The following is a 16,952-nucleotide window of genomic DNA, read 5'->3' as shown; positions in this document are numbered from 1 at the left end:
CGCGGCGGGCGCGTCCGGCTCCCGCTCCGGCCAAGGCCCGCATCCGGTCACCGGCCAACGCACGGCACACTCCGCAAGGCACAGCGGGAAGAGCGGACGATTCGAAGCCGGACCGCTGGTCAACGACGACTGAACCGGTCCGCAAAAGGACCATCAAGGTCGAGGCGAGATCTAGTCCTTCGCACTCCAACCTGTAACGCACTGGGGTCCTTGCGACAGGGCCGGTGCCTTGCACAAAATCTTGATCTCATTCTCCAGCTCCCTGATCCGCTGGTTGGCTGCGGCCAGGGCTGCCGACTCCACCACTGCTGCGCTGGGCGTCTTAGGGGCTCACTCGAGGAGATCGCGTGAACGCCATCGGTGCAGGCACGTTTCGGCGATGCCGAGCGTTGCCGCGACCTCGCGCACGTTCCACCCGGATTCGACGAACTCCAGGTCCTTGCCGGCGGAACTCGAGCGGATACGGCTTGGGCATGAAGGCGTGGGTGCCGCCGCCGGAATCGGTGCGGATGAGAACCTGCCGGTGTAGGGGGGCGGGGACCTGGGTGAGGGCCGGGCGTGCGGTGGTGATGTGGTCGTCGGCGGTGTTGGACCCGGCGTTGCCCGGCCGCAACTGCAGGGCGGCGGCCTCACCGGACCCGGCCGGGCTGTGGTCGATGAACGCGGTCATCGGATGGAACCCGAACGTGCGTTTCCAGGTCGGTGCCGCCTGCTGTTCCTCTGAGTGCGCGATCACGACGGTGGCGTCCAGATCCACCGAGATCAGCTCGCCGCCGACGCCCGGAGCATGCTCGCCGGCGAGCTTCCACACGTGTTGGCGGGCGAAGGTGCGGGCCCGCCGTATCCGCCGCAGCGCCGCCGGCCCGGCATCGGCCAGGGTCTTGACCAGCAGCAGGCCACCGGCCTCGCACACGATTCCCCTGCCCTCCGACGACACCACGATCTTGGACCGGCGACCGATGGGCTGCACGCGAAAAGTGCCTCCGAACTGGCGCGGACCGGACTCTGGACAAGCCCGATCCGCCCAGCTCGGAGGCACTTTTCTCATGTCAACGCAGCACTCCGCTGCCACCCAGGTGAAAGGGGCGACGCCGGTGCCGGTCACGTTCTTCGGTCGCTTCGCACTCGTAAGATCAATCTGAGGCGGCCACCTGCCAACTCCGTGGGCTACAGCGTCCGACGCGGTGCTCCGGCCGCCCCCAGCGCGCACGGCGCCGCGGCCCGTGGCCGACGGCGCTTTCGGCCGCGGCCGGCCGGGCCCGGAGCAGCAGTACGGCGATCACGGCGGCCAGTTCCTCGTCGGTGACCTCGCCCTTCTCGATGCGGATGTCCATGGGGGGCTCCTTGAGGTCCGGACGCGGTTGACATGAACCTTGGTTGAGGTATCAAGCTGGAGTCATGACTTTCACCAAGAGCGAGCGCGAATACCTTGCCAAGCACCGGCGCGGGCATCTGGCGACCATCGGGCCCGACGGGGCGCCACAGGTCAAGCCCGTCGCCTACACGCTCAACAGCGACGACACCATCGACATCGGCGGGCCCGACCTGAGCGGCTCGCAGAAGTACCGCAACATCCAGGCCGACGCCAGGGTGACCTTCGTGCTCGACGATGAGGCGGACGAGCCCGTCGGGCCCGGCGGGCAGACCGGCCGCGGTCTGGAGGTCCGCGGCACGGCCGAGCTGTTCTCCCTGGAGGAGGAGCTCCTGCCGGGCTTCAGCCGCGAGGTGATCCGGGTCCGGGCCCGCCGGGTGATCGCCTGGAACATCGACGGCCCGGGTCCCAACATCCGCGACGCCGGGGACGGAGGGCGCGTCCGGCAGCAGGCGTGACGGCCGATCAGGTGGCGGGGGTGAGCCTGTTCTCCTGCCACCACCAGCGGTTGTCGCGATACCAGGTGACCACGTCGGCCAGTCCCTGGTCGAACGGCACGGCGGGCTCGAACCCGAGTTCCTCCATGATCTTGCCGCCGTCCAGGGAGTACCGCCGGTCGTGGGCCTTCCGGTCCGGCACCCGCCGCACGCGTTCCGGACCGGCCCCGCACAGCGTCAGCAGCCGTTCGGTCAGTTCGAGGTTGGTGAGCTCGGTTCCGCCGCCGATGTTGTAGACCTCGCCCGCGGCCCCGGCGGTCAGGACCAGGTGGACCGCGCGACAGTGGTCGGTCACGTGCAACCATTCGCGCACATTGCGGCCGTCACCGTAGAGCGGGACGTCGAGGCCGTCGATCAGCCTGGTGACGAACAGCGGAATGACCTTCTCGACGTTCTGGTAGGGCCCGTAGTTGTTGCAGCATCGGGTCACTGAGACCGAAAGGTCGTGGGAGCGCCAGTAGGCCCGCGCGAACAGGTCCCCGGCGGCCTTCGAGGCGGAGTACGGGGAGTTGGGTTCCAGCGGGAACGCCTCGGTCCACGAACCGTGCGCGATCGAGCCGTACACCTCGTCGGTGGAGACGTGCACGACCCGCTCCACGCCCACGTGGCGGCACGCCTCCAGCAGCGTGTGAGTGCCGGCGACGTTGGTCATGACGAACGGCGCCGCGTCCGCCAGGGACCGATCGACATGGGACTCCGCGGCGAAGTGAACGACCGCGTCGTGCCCCGGCAGCAGATCGGCCAGCAGCGCGAAGTCGCACACGTCGCCCTTGACGAACGTGAGCCGCGGATCGCCGGTGGGGAGGTTCCGCAGATCGCCCGCATAGGTCAGCTTGTCCAGCGCCGTCACCCGGACGTCGCGCGTCCCCGGGTAGCGGCCGTCCAGCAGATCCCGGACGTAGGCCGAGCCGATGAAGCCGGCGGCGCCGGTGACCAGGAGGTTCATGCGGGCACCTCGACGCGGCTGTCGTCGCCGACGATCAGCCGGTGGGCCCGCAGTTCCTGGCGCCGCCCGCGCACGCCGGCCTGCTGGCCGATCACCGAGCCCTTGACGCCGCGCACACCCTGGACCGAGGACCGATCGAGCATGATCGTGTCCTCCACCGCCGCGTCCCGCACCGAGCAGCCGCTGCCGATCGCGGTGTAGGGGCCGATGTAGCTGTCGGCGACGGTGCTGCCACGGCCGATGATCGTCGGTCCGTCGATGCGGGAGGCGGTCACGCTCGCCCCCGGCTCGATGACCACCGACGCCCCGATCTGGGTGAGCGCGTCCACCGAGCCGGAGATCCGGGGCTCGACGTCGTCCAGCATCGCGCGGTTGCAGTCGAGCAGCTCCGGGACGGTGCCGGTGTCCTTCCAGAATCCCGCGCACATGTGCGCCCGCACCTCGTGGCCCTCGCTCACCAGCCGCTGCACGGCATGGGTGATCTCCAGCTCGTTGCGCCAGCTCGGCCGGATGGCCCGGACGGCCTCGTGCACCTGCGAGGTGAAGAAGTAGGCGCCGGTCACCGCGAGGTTGCTCCGCGGGCGCTCCGGCTTCTCCTCGAGTCCGAGGACGTGGCCGGAGTCGTCGACCTCGGCCACCCCGTACGCGGACGGATCGCTGACCTTCACGAGGATGAGCTGGGCCGCGGGCCGGGTGTCGCGGAACTGCGCCGCCGGTACGGCCAGGCCGTCACCGAAGATGTTGTCACCCAGGTACATCAGGAAATCGTCGTCGGCGAGGAAGTCCTGGGCGATCAGCACGCAGTGGGCCAGTCCCCGGGGCTCGTCCTGTGGGATGCAGGTGATGGTGAGGCCGAACGCCGACCCGTCACCGACCGCCGCGCGGACGGCCCGGTCATCGGCGTTGACGACGAGCCCGGCCTCGGTGACCCCCGCCTTCCGCAGGGTCTCCAGGCCATGGAACAGCACCGGCTTGTTGGCGACGGGAACGAGCTGCTTGGGCATGTTGTAGGTGAACGGGCGCAGCCGGGAACCGGTGCCACCCGCGAGGATGAGAGCCTTCATGCTGTCCTTTCCGGGGTCGTGGCCGCGCCGAGCCGCGTGCGGGCGCCCTCGTTGCGGCGGCCCACCGGCAACAGGGTGCGGAAGGACGCCAGGCCGAGCGGCGGAACGATGCCGTAGATCGCCTCGTAGCGGCCGGCGGGCACCACATAGGTCTCGTGCCAGAGCCCGACCGCGGCGCCGTCCGTCGCGAGCGCGTAGAAGTCCCGCCAGGCGCGGCGGTGGGTCGCGCCGTCGGCGAACGCCATCAGGTCGTCAAAGGTGCGCCAGTACTGCAGCGCCACGGTCTCGCGCCTGCCGACGCGCAGCACGCGGTAGCCGAGCAGGCCGCTCTCCGCGTCGGCCTCGGCCTGCCGCAGCATCGGCCGCAGCGCCCTGATCACAGGGACCCACTTGCGTACGGCTCGCAGCCTGTTGACGCGGATGCCGACCAGGAACACCACTACGTCCTGGTCGTTCTTGACGCTGAACCGTCCGTTGCGAACCTTCCGGTCCTTCTCCTTCATCACGCCCTCCTGCATCAGTGGAAGAACCCATGGATCGCCTTGATCCGCTCTCCGTCGAGGAGCGCGACGTCGAGCCCGGCGACGATCGGTTCGGCGTCCGGCGGCCCGCACTCCCAGCCGAAGAGGATCTGGTCGTGGTGGCCGTTGACGGGGTCCCGTGGCACGAACCGGCTCCCGGCGAAGTGACGTCTGGTGTCGCCGATGTAGTCCGACAGCTCGGCGAGCCCGCGGGTCGCGACGAGCGGATCGACATAGAGGACGTCCGCGGTGAAGACGTCCGCCATGGCGCCCGGGCGTTTCTCGTCGGGCAGGTTCCAGACGGCGATGTACGCGCTCACCAGCGCCTTGGGAGCGACGGTCATGGCCGTCCCGCGCGGGAAGCGCCGTAGATCGACTCGGCGACCGACCGTTTGCGTCCCTGGAGTTCCGCCAGCACTCCGGGCGGGTAGCCGCCCGACCGCGGCCGGTCCGGGATCTCCTGCCGCCGGTCGAACGGACGGTAGTGGGCGAGGGACCACCCCGATCCCTGCTCGATCAGGGAGCCGTGTTTGGTGTCGTAGTAGCCCTTCATCAGGTTCACGGCGACGCCCGAGGCACCAGCGGCGGCGGCGAAGAGATGGGGATGGAACCGGGTGGACAGCCACGTCTGCCCGGGGGCGGCGGGGAACCCCTCGTGCAGCACGTCGCGCAGCGGGTAGCGGCGGACGCTCGGCGCCAGATCGTCGGCCATCTCCCAGGCCCGCCGGTCCGCGTCGGGCCAGCACTCGATCAGGCCGACCTCGTCGGCGCCCCACGCGGCGAGCGTCTTGGCCGCGAAATCGATGAGCATGCGCATCCCCTGTTCGGACCGCGCTTCCCTGACCCGCAGCTCGCGTTCGTCCGGTTCCGCCTCGCCGCGCGCGGTCCCCGGCGTCCGGGCGGACGGCGGCGGGAACAAGGTGACGGGCGGCTGGGTGGACTGGATGGAGACCATGACCTCCGGCAGGTCCGCGCCGGGTTCGGCGAGCCAGGCGTCCGGGAGGAGGAAGACGTCGTCACAGGAACGCGCCACCGGCCGGCCGAGGAGCCGGGACGACGGCTCGTCGCGGACATCGAGCACGTCGAATCCCGCGGTCAGCTCGGACAGGATCTCCCCCGTGCCGCCGATGGCGGGGTACAGCCCGAGTCCGGTCGCGGCCGCGGTCCCGCCGGAGATCCCGGTCGCCGCGGTGATGCCGGACAGGAGCCCGGCGAATGCGGGCCAGATCCCGTTCAGGAATCCGCCGCCGGTCAGGTGGACGACATCGGCCCGCCGCAGCAGCTCGACGCCCGCGGCGAGGTCGCCCGCCAGGGACGGATCGGCGATGACCTCGCGCGCGATCTCGCGGGTGCGGGCGCCCGCCGCCCAGTTCCGGAAGCAGATCTGCCAGAGGGTGGAGGTCAGGCGCAGGCGGGGGTGGAGACCCGCCAGCGGGGCGAGCGACGCGGCCGGGTCGATGCAGTCGAGCACGACGTCGGCCTCAGGATGCCGCTCGGCCAGGTGTTTCAGCCAGGTGGCGGCGATGAGCTCGTCGCCGAGATTGGGTATCCCCGCCGTCGAGACCAGATAGTGGAGCGGACGGTGGTCAGGGTTCATCGGCACTCCCGGTCGGCATGGACCGACGGTCGGATGGGCGAGTCGGATGGGCGAGTCGGACGGGCGAGTCAGATGGGCTGCCGGGCGGCACGCGCCGCGAGGCGCTCAAGGACCGCCTCCAGCGCGGGCAGTTCGGGCTTGTTGCGGCGGAGTGTCCCGCTGACGAAGGGGGTGTCGACGCCCATCTCGGTGAGGGTCCGCGAGATCGAATGGGTGACGACCGGGTGCGGGGAGATCTCCAGGAAGGCGCGGTGGCCGTCCTCGGCCGCGGCCGTCACCGCGGCCACCAGCCGGACGGGGTTCCGCAGGTTGGCCGCCCAGTAGGCGCCGTCGGCCCCGGGCACCGTCCGTGGGTCGGGCAGCGCCGTGGAGTAGACGGGCACCGCGTACGGGCGGGGCGTCAGATCCGCGCCGGCCGCCCGGAGATCGTCCACCAGCGGGTCCATGTGCGGGCTGTGGAAGGCGACGTCGGAGGCCACCCGGAAGATCCCGACGCCCTCGTCCCGCCAGCGCGCGACGAGATCCTCCAATGCGTCGGGTGTGCCCGCCACGACGCTGGCGGCGGGTGCGGCGGCGATCGCGGCGACCGCGTCCGAACGGTCCGCGAGCCGCCGTGCGGCCTCGTCGAACGGCAGCGTCGTCATGACCATCGCGCCCTGGCCCGCGACCCGGCGCAGCAACACCGACCGCCGGCAGATGAGCCGGGCGCCGTCGGCCAGCGACAGTGCCCCGGCGGCGACCGCGGCGGCGATCTCCCCCACCGAGTGCCCGATGACGGCGCCGGGCTCGATGCCGCGGTCCCGGAGCAGCCCGACCAGGCCGACCTGCATCACGAAAATCATCGTCTGGACGCGGTCGACGCCGTCCAGCTCACCGGTGAGCAGCACCTCCCGCGGGGAGAAGCCGATCTCCTGGAGGAAGACGGGTTCGAGGGCGCTCACCACTGCGGCGAACGCCGGCTCGCCCAGCAGGTCGCATCCCATGCCGGGCCATTGCGAGCCGTGCCCTGAGAAAACCCACACCTCGCCCTTCACACGGTCCTCCTCACGGGGATCACTCCGGTGAGCGCGATGAGGAATCCGAGGAGCCCGACGAGGGTGAGGGCCACCGGGTTCGCCGTGGCCGAGACCAGCGCCAGGACCAGGACCCCGCCGAGCTGCACCATGGTCTGGTAGGCGGCCGAGGCCGCGCCGTGCCGGGCGGGTTCGAGCCCGCTCAGCGCCTGGATGTGCAGGCTGGAGAAGCACATCGCGAAACCCGTCCCGACCAGGAGCAGCCAGGGCAGCACGTCCACCGCGTAGGCCGCCGGGGAGCCGGTCCGCTCGTGCGTGGCCGACCAGGCCAGCAGGCAGCCGAGCGGCACCAGGGCCGCCCCGGCGGTGATCTGCCGGGCCGTTCCGAAGCGCCGGACCAGCCGTCCCGCGACGGGGCTGACAAGGGCGGCGGGGAGGCTGGCCGGCACCAGCGCGATCCCTGCCTGCAACGGAGTCCAGCCGAGTTCGTCCTGCAACCGGAACGTCCACTCGACGAGCAGCCCCCAGAACGTGCCGTTCAACGTGGCCGCGCCCAGCGCCGAACGCACCAGCGGCGCATGGACGAGCAGGGCACCGATCTGGAGCCGCGGTGGCGGGCCGCCGGGCGTCGCGGGGAGGAGGCGGAGCCCGGACACCAGCAGCACCAGCGCCACCGGCGCCGGGAGCAGGAACGTCCAGCGCCAGTCCGCGGCCGTCAGGAGGCCGGAGGTGATCAGCCCCAGGGTGAAGCCCCAGGCTCCGAGGAACGTGTAGACCGCGATCGCCCGATGGCGCGGCGGTCCCTCCGGGAAGTACCGGGCGATGAAAGCCAGCCCGGCCGGCGCGGTGAGCGCCGCGCAAGCACCCTTGACCAAGCGGGCCGCGACGAGGATCGCGGGGGCGTCCGCCAGCGCGCACACCACCGAGGCGGCGGCGAACAGCGCCAGCGCGGCCAGATATGCCTGCCGCTCGCCCCATCTGGCGGCGAGGTTCCGGAGCACGATCAGCAGGCCGCCGAAACCGAGCGCGAACGCCCCGACCACCCACGTCGCCCCTGCCGCGCCGATCCCGAGGTCGGCGGCCAGCGCGGGGAGGGCGACGATCGCCGTCGACACCTCCAGGGCGTCGAGAAGCATCGTCCCCGACAGCACCGCCAGCAGTCCCCACGAACCGCGGACCTCCGCGGCCGTCTCCCGCGCCGTCAGCGAACGCGTCGTCAGCGAACGCGCCATCAGAGCACGATTCCGCCGTCGACCTGGAGCACCGCTCCCGTGACGTAGCGCGCCCCCGCCAGATAGCCGACGGCTTCGGCGACCTCCTCCGGATCGCCGAAGCGCCTCAGCGGGATCGCGCCGAGCACGCTGTCCCGGCGTCTGCCGGCCAGCGCCGCGGTCATGTCGGTCTCGATGAGGCCGGGCGCGACCACGTTGACGCGCACGCCGTAGCGCCCGACCTCCTTGGCCAGGGCGCGGCTGAACCCGATGATCCCGGCCTTGGCCGCCGAGTAGTTGGTCTGCGTGGGGTTTCCGAGCACGCCGGAGACCGAGGAGATGTTGACCAGGCACCCGGCCTTGCGTTTCATCATCGGGAACACGGCGGCGCGGCACACGTTGTAGGTCCCGCTCAGATTGGTGTCGATGACCTGCCGCCAGTCGTCGTCGGGCATCTGGACCAGCGGCCCGTCGCGGACGATCCCGGCGGACGTCACGACGACCTCGACCGGTCCCTGCCGCTCCTCGGTACCGGCGACCCATTCCCGCACGGCCGCCGCGTCGGTCACGTCGACCGCGGTGGCGACGGCCTCGCCGCCCGCCTCGGCCGCCTCCTTCTCCAGGCCGCGCGCGGCCGCCTCTTCGGAACGGAAGCAGAAGGCGATACGGCGTCCCTCCCGGGCGAACCGCAGCACCGTGGCGCGGCCGATGCCCCGCGATCCACCGCTCACCAGGACGACGCCTGAACCATCGTTCGGCATGAACGGACTCCTTCGGTCGTGTGTGAGCGAACGTGCGGACGACACGTGGTGGGGGTGAGGGTGGCGAGGGGCGCCGCGGTCATCCGCGGCGCCCCTCGTCTGCGACATACGGACGGCCTAGGCGGCCGTACCCGCCAGGCGGTCGCCGAGGACCTCGTACACGCCGGCCAGATTGACCATGCGCTCCAGCTCGGACTGGTCGATGACCACCCCGAAGTTGATCTCCAGGGAGGCGAGGATCTCGATCGCCCGCATCGAGTCGGCGCCGTGCTCCTCGACGAACAGGCTCGTCTCGGTCACCTCTTCGGTCTCCAGTTCGAGGATGTCGCACACGATCTCCTTGACCTTCGCGCGCGTGGCATCCGTGAGTGCGGTCATGGGTTACCTCCTGGTCGGGTTCCTTGTGATGCGGGGAAGTGAGCCATGGGGCAGAGGTCACTGCGGTGGGTTGCCGTGCTTGCGGGCAGGCAGGTCGGCGTGCTTGCTCTGGAGCATCTCGACCGAGCGGATCAGCACCGCCCGGGTGTCCGCCGGGTCGATCACGTCGTCGACCAGCCCGCGCTCGGCGGCGTAGTAGGGGTGCATGAGTTTGGCCTTGTACTCCTTGACCAGCCGGGCGCGCGTCTCGTCCGGGTCGTCGGCGGCGGCGATCTCGCGGCGGAAGATGACGTTCGCGGCGCCCTCGGCGCCCATCACCGCGATCTCGTTGGTGGGCCAGGCGAAGCCGAGGTCGGCGCCGATGGACCGCGAGTCCATCACGATGTAGGCGCCGCCGTACGCCTTGCGGAGGACGAGCGAGATTCGCGGGACCGTGGCGTTGCAGTAGGCGTAGAGCAGCTTCGCGCCGTGCCGGATGATCCCGTCGTGCTCCTGTCCGACGCCCGGCAGGAAGCCCGGCACGTCCACGAGCGTGACGATCGGGATGTTGAACGCGTCGCAGAACCGGACGAACCGCGCCGCCTTCTCCGAGGCCTTGATGTCCAGGACCCCCGCCATCGACAGGGGCTGGTTGGCCACGATCCCGACGATGTGCCCGCCGAGACCGGCCAGCGTGCAGATGACGTTGCCGGCCCAGCTCTCGTGCACCTCGATGTGCTCGCCGTAGTCGACGATCTCCTCGATGACGCGGCGCATGTCGTACGGCAGGTTGCCGTGCACCGGGACGAGGTCGGCGAGCGCGTCGCACCTCCGGCCGGCCGGGTCGTCGCAGTCGGACCGCGGCGGCGCCTCCCGGTTGTTGGCGGGCAGGATCGCGATCAGCTGCCGCACCTGCTCCAGGCAGGTCTCCTCGTCGTCGAACGCGAAGTGGCACACCCCTGACGTCCCCGCGTGCACGTCCGCGCCGCCGAGGCCGTTGTGGTCGATCTCCTCGCCCGTCACGGCGCGGACCACGTCCGGACCGGTGATGAACATCTGCGCCGTGTCGCGCACCATGAACACGAAGTCGGTCAGCGCCGGGGAGTAGGCCGCGCCGCCCGCGCAGGGCCCGAGCATCACGCTGATCTGCGGGATCACCCCCGAGGCCCGGGAGTTGCGGCGGAAGATCCCCCCGTAGCCGGCCAGGGCCGTGACGCCCTCCTGGATGCGGGCGCCGGCGCCGTCGTTCAGCGAGACCAGCGGAGCGCCCGCCGCCACCGCCATGTCCATGATCTTGTGGATCTTCTGCGCGTGCGCCTCGCCCAGGGCCCCGCCGAAGATGCGGAAGTCGTGGGCGTAGACGAAGACGGTCCGGCCCTCCACGGTGCCCCAGCCGGTGACGACGCCGTCGGTGTACGGGCGCCGGTCCTCCAGGCCGAACCCGGCGGCCCTGTGCCGGCGCAGCGGCTCCACCTCCTGGAACGAGCCGGGGTCGAGGAGCAGGTCGATCCGTTGCCGGACGGTCCTCTTGCCCTTCGCGAGCTGCGCGGCCGTCGCCCGTTCGCTCGGGCCGTCGAAGGCCAGCCGCTTCAGGCCCGCCAGCTCCTCCGCCGGCCCGGTCGCCGGCGGGGCCTGGTCTTCAGCCAACTGCCTCTCCTCTCACTGGGTGCCGCCGAGCCGCAGGATCGCGGCAGCGACCGTTCCGCTCGCGGGGTCGACCGAGGTGAGCACGGCGGCGCGGCGGGCCGCGGCGGGCGTCCGTCCGGCCAGGGCGAGCACGGCGGCGAGCTGGAACGCCGCCGAGACCGCGTGGGTCTCGCCGAGAAGCCCGGTCAGCGCGGGCAGGGTGACCTCGGCGTCCACCTCCGCGTCGAGGGCGGCCGACTCGGCGGTCCCCGCGGATCCGGCCGCTCCGGAGGCGCAGGCCGCCCAGACGTCCGCGGCGGCCGGCCCGGCCGCGGCCAGGGCCCGCCGCGTCACCCGCGCCACGGCCGCCTTCCAATCGCCGTCCACGCACACGCCGAACTCCGTCGCCGCGATCTCGGCGAGGACCGGGACATCGCCCGCGGAGCCATCGGTGAGCGCGAAGACGGCGCAGCCCTCACCGAGCGGTCCGGCGTCTCCGGCGTGGGACTCCAGCCACGAGCGGGCGCGGCTGTACTCCTCGGCCGCGCCGAACAGCACGGTGCGGGCCCGGCCGGTGAGCAGCAGCCGGCGCGCGTAGCTCATGGCCGACAGTCCGGTCGGCCGTCCCGCGGCGATCGTGGCGTTGGGTCCCTTGAGGCCCTGCCAGATGGCGCACTGCCCGGCGGCGCCGTTCATCACACCGTAGGGCGTGGTGGCGGGGTCGGTGTGGTAGGGCAGCGCGGCCTGCAGCGCGGTCCGGATGGTCTCCATCATCGTCTGCGCGCTGCCCGTCGTGGTGCCGAGGACCAGCCCGGTCGCGGCGTCGGCCGCGACCTCCTCCTGCAGGCTGCGCACGGTCGCGACGGCCAGGCCGGAAACCCGGTTCATGCCGCGGGTGCCCTTCTTGCCGAGCACCGCGCGCGTCTCGAAGCCGGGCACCAGCCCCGCCCGTTCGTCGGGGGTCCCCCACGTGGCACGGTCGATGGTGGTGACGGCCGTGCGCCGGGCGGCCACGCCCGCGGCGAACGCGTCGCGGCCGGCGCCGAACGCCGACAGCGCCGTCCACGCCGTGATCACCGGGGTCACGGTCTTCCGGGGCGACGTTCCCGTCATGCGGCCCTCCCTCCGTGGGCGCCGAAGATCACCACGGCGTTGTTGCCGCCGAAGGCGAGCCCGTTGCTCTGGACGACCCGCAGGTCCGCGGGGGCCGACCGGTTGGGCACGCAGTCGATCTCGCAGTCCGGATCGGTCTCCTCGTGATGGATGGTGGGCGGGATGAAACCGCCCGTGATGGCCAGGCAGCAGGCCGCCGCGGCGATCGCGCTCGCCGCGCCCATGGTGTGTCCGAGCATGGACTTCAGGGAGACGGTCCGCGGCGGCCGGCGCTCGAACACGTCGTTGATCGCCCGGCACTCGGTGACGTCGTTGGCCTTGGTGCCGGTGCCGTGCGCGGAGATGAGATCCACGTCCGCGGCGCGGACGCCCGCGTCGGCGAGCGCGGCGCGCATGCAGCGGGCGATGCTCTCCTGGTCCGGCGCCACCGGATGGAAGGCGTCGCAGTTCAGCCCGTACCCCAGCACCTCCGCGTAGATCCGGGCGCCGCGGGCCTCGGCGGATTCGAGGCTCTCCAGCAGGAGCACCGCCGCCCCCTCGCCGGTGAGGATGCCCTGCCGGTTCCGGTCGAACGGGCGGCAGACGTCCGGGCTGATGGTGCCGAGCCGATAGAACGCGGTGAAGGTCTTGCGGCAGACGGCGTCGGCGCCTCCGCACAACGCGTAGTCGGTCTCGCCGAGCCGGATGGCGTCCAGCCCGTTGCCGAGCGCGTAGTTCCCCGCCGAGCAGGCCGTGGCGAAGGTCGCCGCGTCCGCGTCGGGCAGGTCCAGTTCCAGGGCCACCGCCGCCGCCAGCCGGCCCGCCGGGATGGTCACGACGATCTCGGGGTCCCACGACTCGGGGCCCGCCGCGACCTCGGCCTCGGTGAGCTCGTCGATCTCGCGGGAGCCGCCGTCGGTGGTGCCGATGGAGATCAGACCGCGCCGGTCCCGCAGGGCGTCCTCGTCCAGCCCCGCGTCGGTCACCGCCATGCGGGCGGCGGCGGCAGCGAACCGGGCGGCCCTGCCGGGCCCGTCCGCCGGGGTACGGCGCAGCCACTCCGCGGGCTCGAAGTCCGTCACCTCGCAGGCGTTGACGTGCTCGAACCCGGTCGTGTCGAAGGCGGTGATCGGTGCGGCGCCGCTGCGTCCCTCCCGCAGTCCGGCGGCGAACTCCTTCGGCCCCACGCCGATGCTGGAGATCACCCCGATCCCGGTGACCACCACGCGCCGATCTATCGCGGACATGAGACTCCCCTGGTCGTACGGATGTCGTCCAGCAGCTCGGCCTGCCGCAGGCAGTCGGCCGCGCCCGGGGCGAGCGATCCGTTCCGGACGGCGGCGACGAAGGCGGCCACGGTGCGCGCGACCTGGTCGTCCGGTTCGAGGACCAGCTCTTCGGTACCGGACGGGCGCTCCAGCAGCAGCGCCGGGCGATGGTCGGCGGGCGGGGTGAAGGCCCGGTCCACGATGATCTTCCCCTCGCTGCCCCACAGCGCGTACCCCGAGGTGTAGGCGTTGTCGAACCCGAAGGTGAGATGTGCGGCGACGCCCCCCGACCGGCGCAGCAGCGCCGTTCCCCAGGTGTCCACCTCCCGGCCGGGCCCGCGTTCCGCGGTGGCACCCGCGACCGTCAGGTCCGGCCCGAGGAGATGCAGGGCGGCGCGGACCGGATACAGGCCCGTGTCCCACAGCGCACCGCCGCCGAGGTCCGCCCGGTGGCGGATGTCACCGTCGGGCCGCCGCGGAATCGCGAAGGCCGCGTGGAACGAGCGCAGCTCGCCGATCCGTCCCTCCGCCACCAGCTTCTGGACCACGGCGTGCTGCCCGTGATGGACGAACATCACGTTCTCCATCAGGACCAGGCCCCGTTCGGCGGCCAGCGCGAGCAGCCGCCCGGTCTCGGCCGCACCGGTGGTCAGCGGTTTCTCCGCCAGGACAGGCCGGCCGGCCCGCAGCGCGGCCTCGACCCACCGCGCGTGCAGCGCCGGCGGCAGCGGGAGATAAATCGCCTCGACGTCGGCCAGTTCCAGCAGCGCCTCGTACCCGTGGACGGGGCGGCCGCCGAACCGCCGCGCCGTGTCGGCGGCCCGGGCGGCGTCCCGGCTGGCGACCGCGACCAGCTCGGCGTCGGGCGCGGCCGCGATCGCGGGCAGCACGCGGCGCCGGGCGATGTCCGCACAGCCCATGAGCCCGATGCGCAGCGGCCTCATGCGGGCTGCCTCTCCGCCAGGAAGGAGTCGATCACCCTGCGGTGGTAGCCGGCGTCGAAGCCGAGGGCCGCCACCTGGCCGGGCAGCAGCGCGCGCAGCCGCTCGACGCTGACCAGGTGGGCCGCCCCGCCGGCGATGTACTCGCGGCGCGCGGCGACCCCGATCCGCCGTTCGAGGTGGTCGACGATGTCCCTGACCGGAACGGCGTGGCCGGAGGCCAGGTTGATCGTCCCGCCGCGTTCACCGCGGGAGAGCAGCGCGTCGATCAGCGTGACCGCGTCGCGCACCCCGATCAGGTCGCGGGTGGCGCCGCGCTGCACCCGGACGGGGCCACCGGCGCGAACCAGCCGTGTCAGGCTGGGCAGTAGCTGATGCGGCGGCTGTCCCGGCCCCACCACGTGGGAGAGCCGGAGCACCAGATGGGCGGTGCCCGATTCACGCAGCAGCCGTTCCAGCGCAAGCTTGTGGCCGCCGTAGGGAGTGTGCGGGACGGCCGGGTCGCACTCCCGCCCAGGGCGGTCCGCGCCGTAGACCGCCGCCGACGACGTGGAGAAGAACAGCAGTGTGCGGTCGGTCTCCCGGCACCGGGCGGCCGTGTCCGTCACCAGCGCGGTCTCCCTGCCGAACGCGGAGTCGGAGGTGTCGGCCGCCCAGGACACGCCCGCGGCCAGCGCGACCACGTCGGCGTGCCGGTGCGCGATCGACCGCAGATGCCGAGCGAGGAAACCCTTGCCCACGATCTCCATCCAGCTCACCTGGCCCCGCGCATCACCGGTGCTCCGCGGCGAGGTTCCGCAGCAGCGGAACGGTCTCCGCCGGGCTCGGCATCGCCATCAGGTCCCGGTAGAGCTCGTCGACGCCCGGCGTGAACACGGGGTCGTTCAGCACCTGGGCGAACTGGCTCTTCACCATGTCCCGCTCGAACGCGGCGTCGTCGATGACCAGCCCCGCGCCGCTCAGGCGGACGGCCCTGGCGATGTCGTCGTAGTACGGGCCGCGCTCCGTCCACACCAGATGGGGCAGCCGGTTGTGCACCGCGGTGGCGAACGTCCCGCTGCCGCCGTGGTGGATGAGCGCCGCGCAGGTCGGCAGCAGCACGTTGAGCGGGAGGTAGTCGACGACCCGGACGTTGTCCGGCACCGACCGCACCGCCTTCAGCTGCTTGGCGTTCAGAGTGGCCACCAGCTCGACCCCGAGGTCGGCGGAGATCTCGAAGAGCTCCTCGATCCCCACCTTGCTGGTTCCGTCGGGGAAGAAGCTGCGGATCCCGGCACCCAGCGACACCGCGACCCGCGGGCGCCCGGGATCGGTGTGCACCCAGTCGGGGACGACCGCCGAGCCGTTGAAGGCCACCAGGCGGGTGTGGACGTAGCGCTGGTCGGTCTGCAACCGCAGCCGCGGCGCCGGGTACTGGTCGATCGTCCACTGGCCGAGCAGAAGGTCCTCGCTGAACTCCAGCCCGAAGCGGTCCAGCATCGGCGCCATGACCTCGGCCATCGGGTCGGGCTTCGCCGTGCCGCGCAGCCGGTCGAGCACTTTGCCGCGGGTCCAGGCCACGTCGTCGATCGACCAGAGCACCCGGGCATGCGCCGCGCCGGTGGCGCGCGCGGCGATCGCCGCCGGGAAGGAGATCGAGTCCCAGAGAATCAGATCCGGCTTCCAGCTCCGGGAGAACTCCACCAGGTCGTCGGTCATCAGGTTGCCCTGCGCGCCGGGCGGGTCGATGTTGGAGTAGCGGTCGAGCGCCCGGATGACGAGGTTGGACGGCGGCCGCCCGCTCCCGTCGGCCGCCCCCTGGGCGACGTCGGGCTCGATGAGGTCGAGGATGCGATGGTAGAGATCGTCGCTGCCGACGGCGTTGGCCTTCGGGAAGTCCCGTTCGCCGGCGGGCACCGCCGGCACCCCGAGCCGGCTGACGATCTCGGTCATCTCGGGGTGGGTGGCCAGCCGCACCTCGTGTCCCGCGGCCTGGAACGCGCCGGCGAGCGGGATCATCGGGTTGATGTGGGCGTGCGACGACGGGGCAACGAACAGGACTCGCATGTGGCACTCTTCCTGTCGATCGGACGGCATGACGAAGTGCATGCCGCAAAAGGGAATGGGGGCATGACGGCACGAGCGCATGACGGAATGACGGAATGACTTAGCGGGCGGCGCGCATGACGTTCGAGCCGTCCGATCTGGCGATCGAACGGCTCGGAGCGGGTCTTCTTACGAGGTCAGGGCTCGCGCATCCGGACGGCCCCCGGCCCCTCCTCCGCAAGCCGATCTCCGGGATTGAGAAGCGCGCACGCGTCGACCGACAGGCAGCCGCAGCCGAAACAGCTCGCCAGCCGGTCGCGCAGCCGTTCCAGATAGTCGATCTGCTTCTGCAATTCCTGGTGGTAGCAGAACGACGCCCGCGCCCAGTCCTCCTGGGTGGGGGTGCGGCCTGCGGGGAGCAGCGAGAGATAGAAGCGGATCTTCTCCAGCGGCGCGCCCACCTGCTGGGACGCGCGGATGAACGCTACGCGGCGGAGGGTGTCGCGGGTGTAGCGCCGCTGGTTGCCGACCGTCCGGGTGCTGGAGATGAGCTTCTGGCGTTCGTAGTAGCGGAGAGTGGAGCTAGGCACACCACTGCGCCGCGACAACTCTCCGATTGTCAGTTCCTTGGCCTGCGCGGGTAGCGGTACCTCGGTGATGG

Annotated in this window: 18 protein-coding genes and 1 pseudogene; 1 reads left to right on the top strand and 18 read right to left on the bottom strand. The window is 71.8% G+C overall.

Features of this window, described 5'->3' with window-relative positions:
* Positions 1-472: 472 nt before the first annotated feature.
* Positions 473-844 (bottom strand): annotated as a pseudogene (locus ABZ914_RS09355) (transposase); the annotation flags it as partial.
* A 289-nt stretch (positions 845-1,133) separates the two neighbouring features.
* Positions 1,134-1,334 carry an acyl-CoA carboxylase subunit epsilon gene (locus ABZ914_RS09350; RefSeq protein ID WP_500192552.1) on the bottom strand — a complete coding sequence of 67 codons (201 nt, stop codon included), beginning with the start codon at positions 1,332-1,334 and terminating at the stop codon, positions 1,134-1,136.
* A gap of 64 nt (positions 1,335-1,398) precedes the next feature.
* Here ABZ914_RS09350 and ABZ914_RS09345 point away from each other — a divergent pair, with 64 nt between their 5' ends.
* The gene (locus tag ABZ914_RS09345; protein ID WP_500192551.1) at positions 1,399-1,830 is read left to right on the top strand and encodes a PPOX class F420-dependent oxidoreductase; all 432 of its coding nucleotides are present in this window, start codon (positions 1,399-1,401) and stop codon (positions 1,828-1,830) included.
* Positions 1,831-1,837: 7 nt separating this feature from the next.
* On the opposite strand, the gene rfbB is transcribed toward ABZ914_RS09345, so the two are convergent.
* From rfbB to soxR, 16 genes are all read right to left on the bottom strand, one after another.
* Complete coding sequence (gene rfbB / locus ABZ914_RS09340) at positions 1,838-2,815, bottom strand: dTDP-glucose 4,6-dehydratase (protein ID WP_500192550.1); 978 nt, start codon at positions 2,813-2,815, stop codon at positions 1,838-1,840.
* Positions 2,812-3,879 (bottom strand): glucose-1-phosphate thymidylyltransferase, encoded by a 1,068-nt coding sequence (locus ABZ914_RS09335; protein ID WP_500192549.1) that lies wholly within the window; start codon positions 3,877-3,879, stop codon positions 2,812-2,814. The genes rfbB and ABZ914_RS09335 overlap by 4 nt, the downstream gene beginning before the upstream one ends.
* Entirely contained in the window at positions 3,876-4,382 is a 507-nt protein-coding gene (locus ABZ914_RS09330) for a DUF4188 domain-containing protein (RefSeq protein WP_500192548.1), read from the bottom strand. The genes ABZ914_RS09335 and ABZ914_RS09330 overlap by 4 nt, the downstream gene beginning before the upstream one ends.
* A 14-nt stretch (positions 4,383-4,396) precedes the next feature.
* A complete protein-coding gene (locus ABZ914_RS09325; RefSeq protein WP_500192547.1) occupies positions 4,397-4,744 on the bottom strand; it encodes a nuclear transport factor 2 family protein in 348 nt (115 codons plus the stop codon).
* Positions 4,741-5,997, bottom strand: a complete 1,257-nt coding sequence (locus ABZ914_RS09320; RefSeq protein WP_500192546.1) for a polysaccharide pyruvyl transferase family protein — start codon at positions 5,995-5,997, stop codon at positions 4,741-4,743. Before ABZ914_RS09320 ends, ABZ914_RS09325 begins: the two co-directional genes overlap by 4 nt.
* Positions 5,998-6,065: 68 nt before the next feature.
* Positions 6,066-7,031, bottom strand: a complete 966-nt coding sequence (locus tag ABZ914_RS09315) for an acyltransferase domain-containing protein (RefSeq protein ID WP_500192545.1) — start codon at positions 7,029-7,031, stop codon at positions 6,066-6,068.
* A complete protein-coding gene (locus ABZ914_RS09310) occupies positions 7,028-8,242 on the bottom strand; it encodes an MFS transporter (protein ID WP_500192544.1) in 1,215 nt (404 codons plus the stop codon). The genes ABZ914_RS09315 and ABZ914_RS09310 overlap by 4 nt, the downstream gene beginning before the upstream one ends.
* Positions 8,242-8,982, bottom strand: a complete 741-nt coding sequence (gene fabG / locus ABZ914_RS09305) for a 3-oxoacyl-ACP reductase FabG (protein WP_500192543.1) — start codon at positions 8,980-8,982, stop codon at positions 8,242-8,244. Before fabG ends, ABZ914_RS09310 begins: the two co-directional genes overlap by 1 nt.
* Positions 8,983-9,099: 117 nt before the next feature.
* Positions 9,100-9,360 carry an acyl carrier protein gene (locus ABZ914_RS09300; protein ID WP_190853652.1) on the bottom strand — a complete coding sequence of 87 codons (261 nt, stop codon included), beginning with the start codon at positions 9,358-9,360 and terminating at the stop codon, positions 9,100-9,102.
* A 57-nt stretch (positions 9,361-9,417) separates the two neighbouring features.
* Positions 9,418-10,986: an acyl-CoA carboxylase subunit beta gene (locus ABZ914_RS09295; protein WP_500192542.1), complete on the bottom strand. Its 1,569-nt coding sequence runs from the start codon at positions 10,984-10,986 to the stop codon at positions 9,418-9,420.
* A 12-nt stretch (positions 10,987-10,998) separates the two neighbouring features.
* Positions 10,999-12,078, bottom strand: a complete 1,080-nt coding sequence (locus tag ABZ914_RS09290; protein ID WP_500192541.1) for a beta-ketoacyl synthase N-terminal-like domain-containing protein — start codon at positions 12,076-12,078, stop codon at positions 10,999-11,001.
* Positions 12,075-13,304, bottom strand: coding sequence for a beta-ketoacyl-[acyl-carrier-protein] synthase family protein (locus tag ABZ914_RS09285; RefSeq protein WP_500192540.1), 1,230 nt, complete (start codon positions 13,302-13,304; stop codon positions 12,075-12,077). Before ABZ914_RS09285 ends, ABZ914_RS09290 begins: the two co-directional genes overlap by 4 nt.
* A complete protein-coding gene (locus tag ABZ914_RS09280) occupies positions 13,292-14,269 on the bottom strand; it encodes a Gfo/Idh/MocA family protein (RefSeq protein WP_500192539.1) in 978 nt (325 codons plus the stop codon). The genes ABZ914_RS09285 and ABZ914_RS09280 overlap by 13 nt, the downstream gene beginning before the upstream one ends.
* Positions 14,266-15,015 (bottom strand): NAD-dependent epimerase/dehydratase family protein, encoded by a 750-nt coding sequence (locus ABZ914_RS09275; RefSeq protein ID WP_500192538.1) that lies wholly within the window; start codon positions 15,013-15,015, stop codon positions 14,266-14,268. Before ABZ914_RS09275 ends, ABZ914_RS09280 begins: the two co-directional genes overlap by 4 nt.
* 22 nt (positions 15,016-15,037) lie before the next feature.
* Entirely contained in the window at positions 15,038-16,312 is a 1,275-nt protein-coding gene (locus tag ABZ914_RS09270; RefSeq protein ID WP_500192537.1) for a nucleotide disphospho-sugar-binding domain-containing protein, read from the bottom strand.
* Between the two features lie 176 nt (positions 16,313-16,488).
* Positions 16,489-16,950: a redox-sensitive transcriptional activator SoxR gene (gene soxR, locus ABZ914_RS09265; protein ID WP_387028447.1), complete on the bottom strand. Its 462-nt coding sequence runs from the start codon at positions 16,948-16,950 to the stop codon at positions 16,489-16,491.
* Positions 16,951-16,952: the final 2 nt, after the last annotated feature.

The sequence above is a fragment of the Spirillospora sp. NPDC046719 genome (genome assembly GCF_040645715.1).
GTDB lineage: Bacteria > Actinomycetota > Actinomycetes > Streptosporangiales > Streptosporangiaceae > Spirillospora.
This window is presented reverse-complemented; position numbering and strand designations above follow the sequence as displayed.

Excerpts from the sequence above, each read along its gene's own strand:
- ABZ914_RS09300 (WP_190853652.1), bottom strand. The coding sequence starts at position 9,360 with ATGACCGCACTCACGGATGCCACGCGCGCGAAGGTCAAGGAGATCGTG.
- ABZ914_RS09325 (WP_500192547.1), bottom strand. The coding sequence starts at position 4,744 with ATGACCGTCGCTCCCAAGGCGCTGGTGAGCGCGTACATCGCCGTCTGG.
- ABZ914_RS09290 (WP_500192541.1), bottom strand. The coding sequence starts at position 12,078 with ATGACGGGAACGTCGCCCCGGAAGACCGTGACCCCGGTGATCACGGCG.
- ABZ914_RS09350 (WP_500192552.1), bottom strand. The coding sequence starts at position 1,334 with ATGGACATCCGCATCGAGAAGGGCGAGGTCACCGACGAGGAACTGGCC.
- ABZ914_RS09310 (WP_500192544.1), bottom strand. The coding sequence starts at position 8,242 with ATGGCGCGTTCGCTGACGACGCGTTCGCTGACGGCGCGGGAGACGGCC.
- ABZ914_RS09270 (WP_500192537.1), bottom strand. The coding sequence starts at position 16,312 with ATGCGAGTCCTGTTCGTTGCCCCGTCGTCGCACGCCCACATCAACCCG.
- ABZ914_RS09275 (WP_500192538.1), bottom strand. The coding sequence starts at position 15,015 with ATGGAGATCGTGGGCAAGGGTTTCCTCGCTCGGCATCTGCGGTCGATC.
- ABZ914_RS09345 (WP_500192551.1), top strand. The coding sequence starts at position 1,399 with ATGACTTTCACCAAGAGCGAGCGCGAATACCTTGCCAAGCACCGGCGC.
- ABZ914_RS09320 (WP_500192546.1), bottom strand. The coding sequence starts at position 5,997 with ATGAACCCTGACCACCGTCCGCTCCACTATCTGGTCTCGACGGCGGGG.
- ABZ914_RS09280 (WP_500192539.1), bottom strand. The coding sequence starts at position 14,269 with ATGAGGCCGCTGCGCATCGGGCTCATGGGCTGTGCGGACATCGCCCGG.
- fabG (WP_500192543.1), bottom strand. The coding sequence starts at position 8,982 with ATGCCGAACGATGGTTCAGGCGTCGTCCTGGTGAGCGGTGGATCGCGG.
- rfbB (WP_500192550.1), bottom strand. The coding sequence starts at position 2,815 with ATGAACCTCCTGGTCACCGGCGCCGCCGGCTTCATCGGCTCGGCCTAC.
- ABZ914_RS09285 (WP_500192540.1), bottom strand. The coding sequence starts at position 13,304 with ATGTCCGCGATAGATCGGCGCGTGGTGGTCACCGGGATCGGGGTGATC.
- ABZ914_RS09330 (WP_500192548.1), bottom strand. The coding sequence starts at position 4,382 with ATGAAGGAGAAGGACCGGAAGGTTCGCAACGGACGGTTCAGCGTCAAG.
- ABZ914_RS09335 (WP_500192549.1), bottom strand. The coding sequence starts at position 3,879 with ATGAAGGCTCTCATCCTCGCGGGTGGCACCGGTTCCCGGCTGCGCCCG.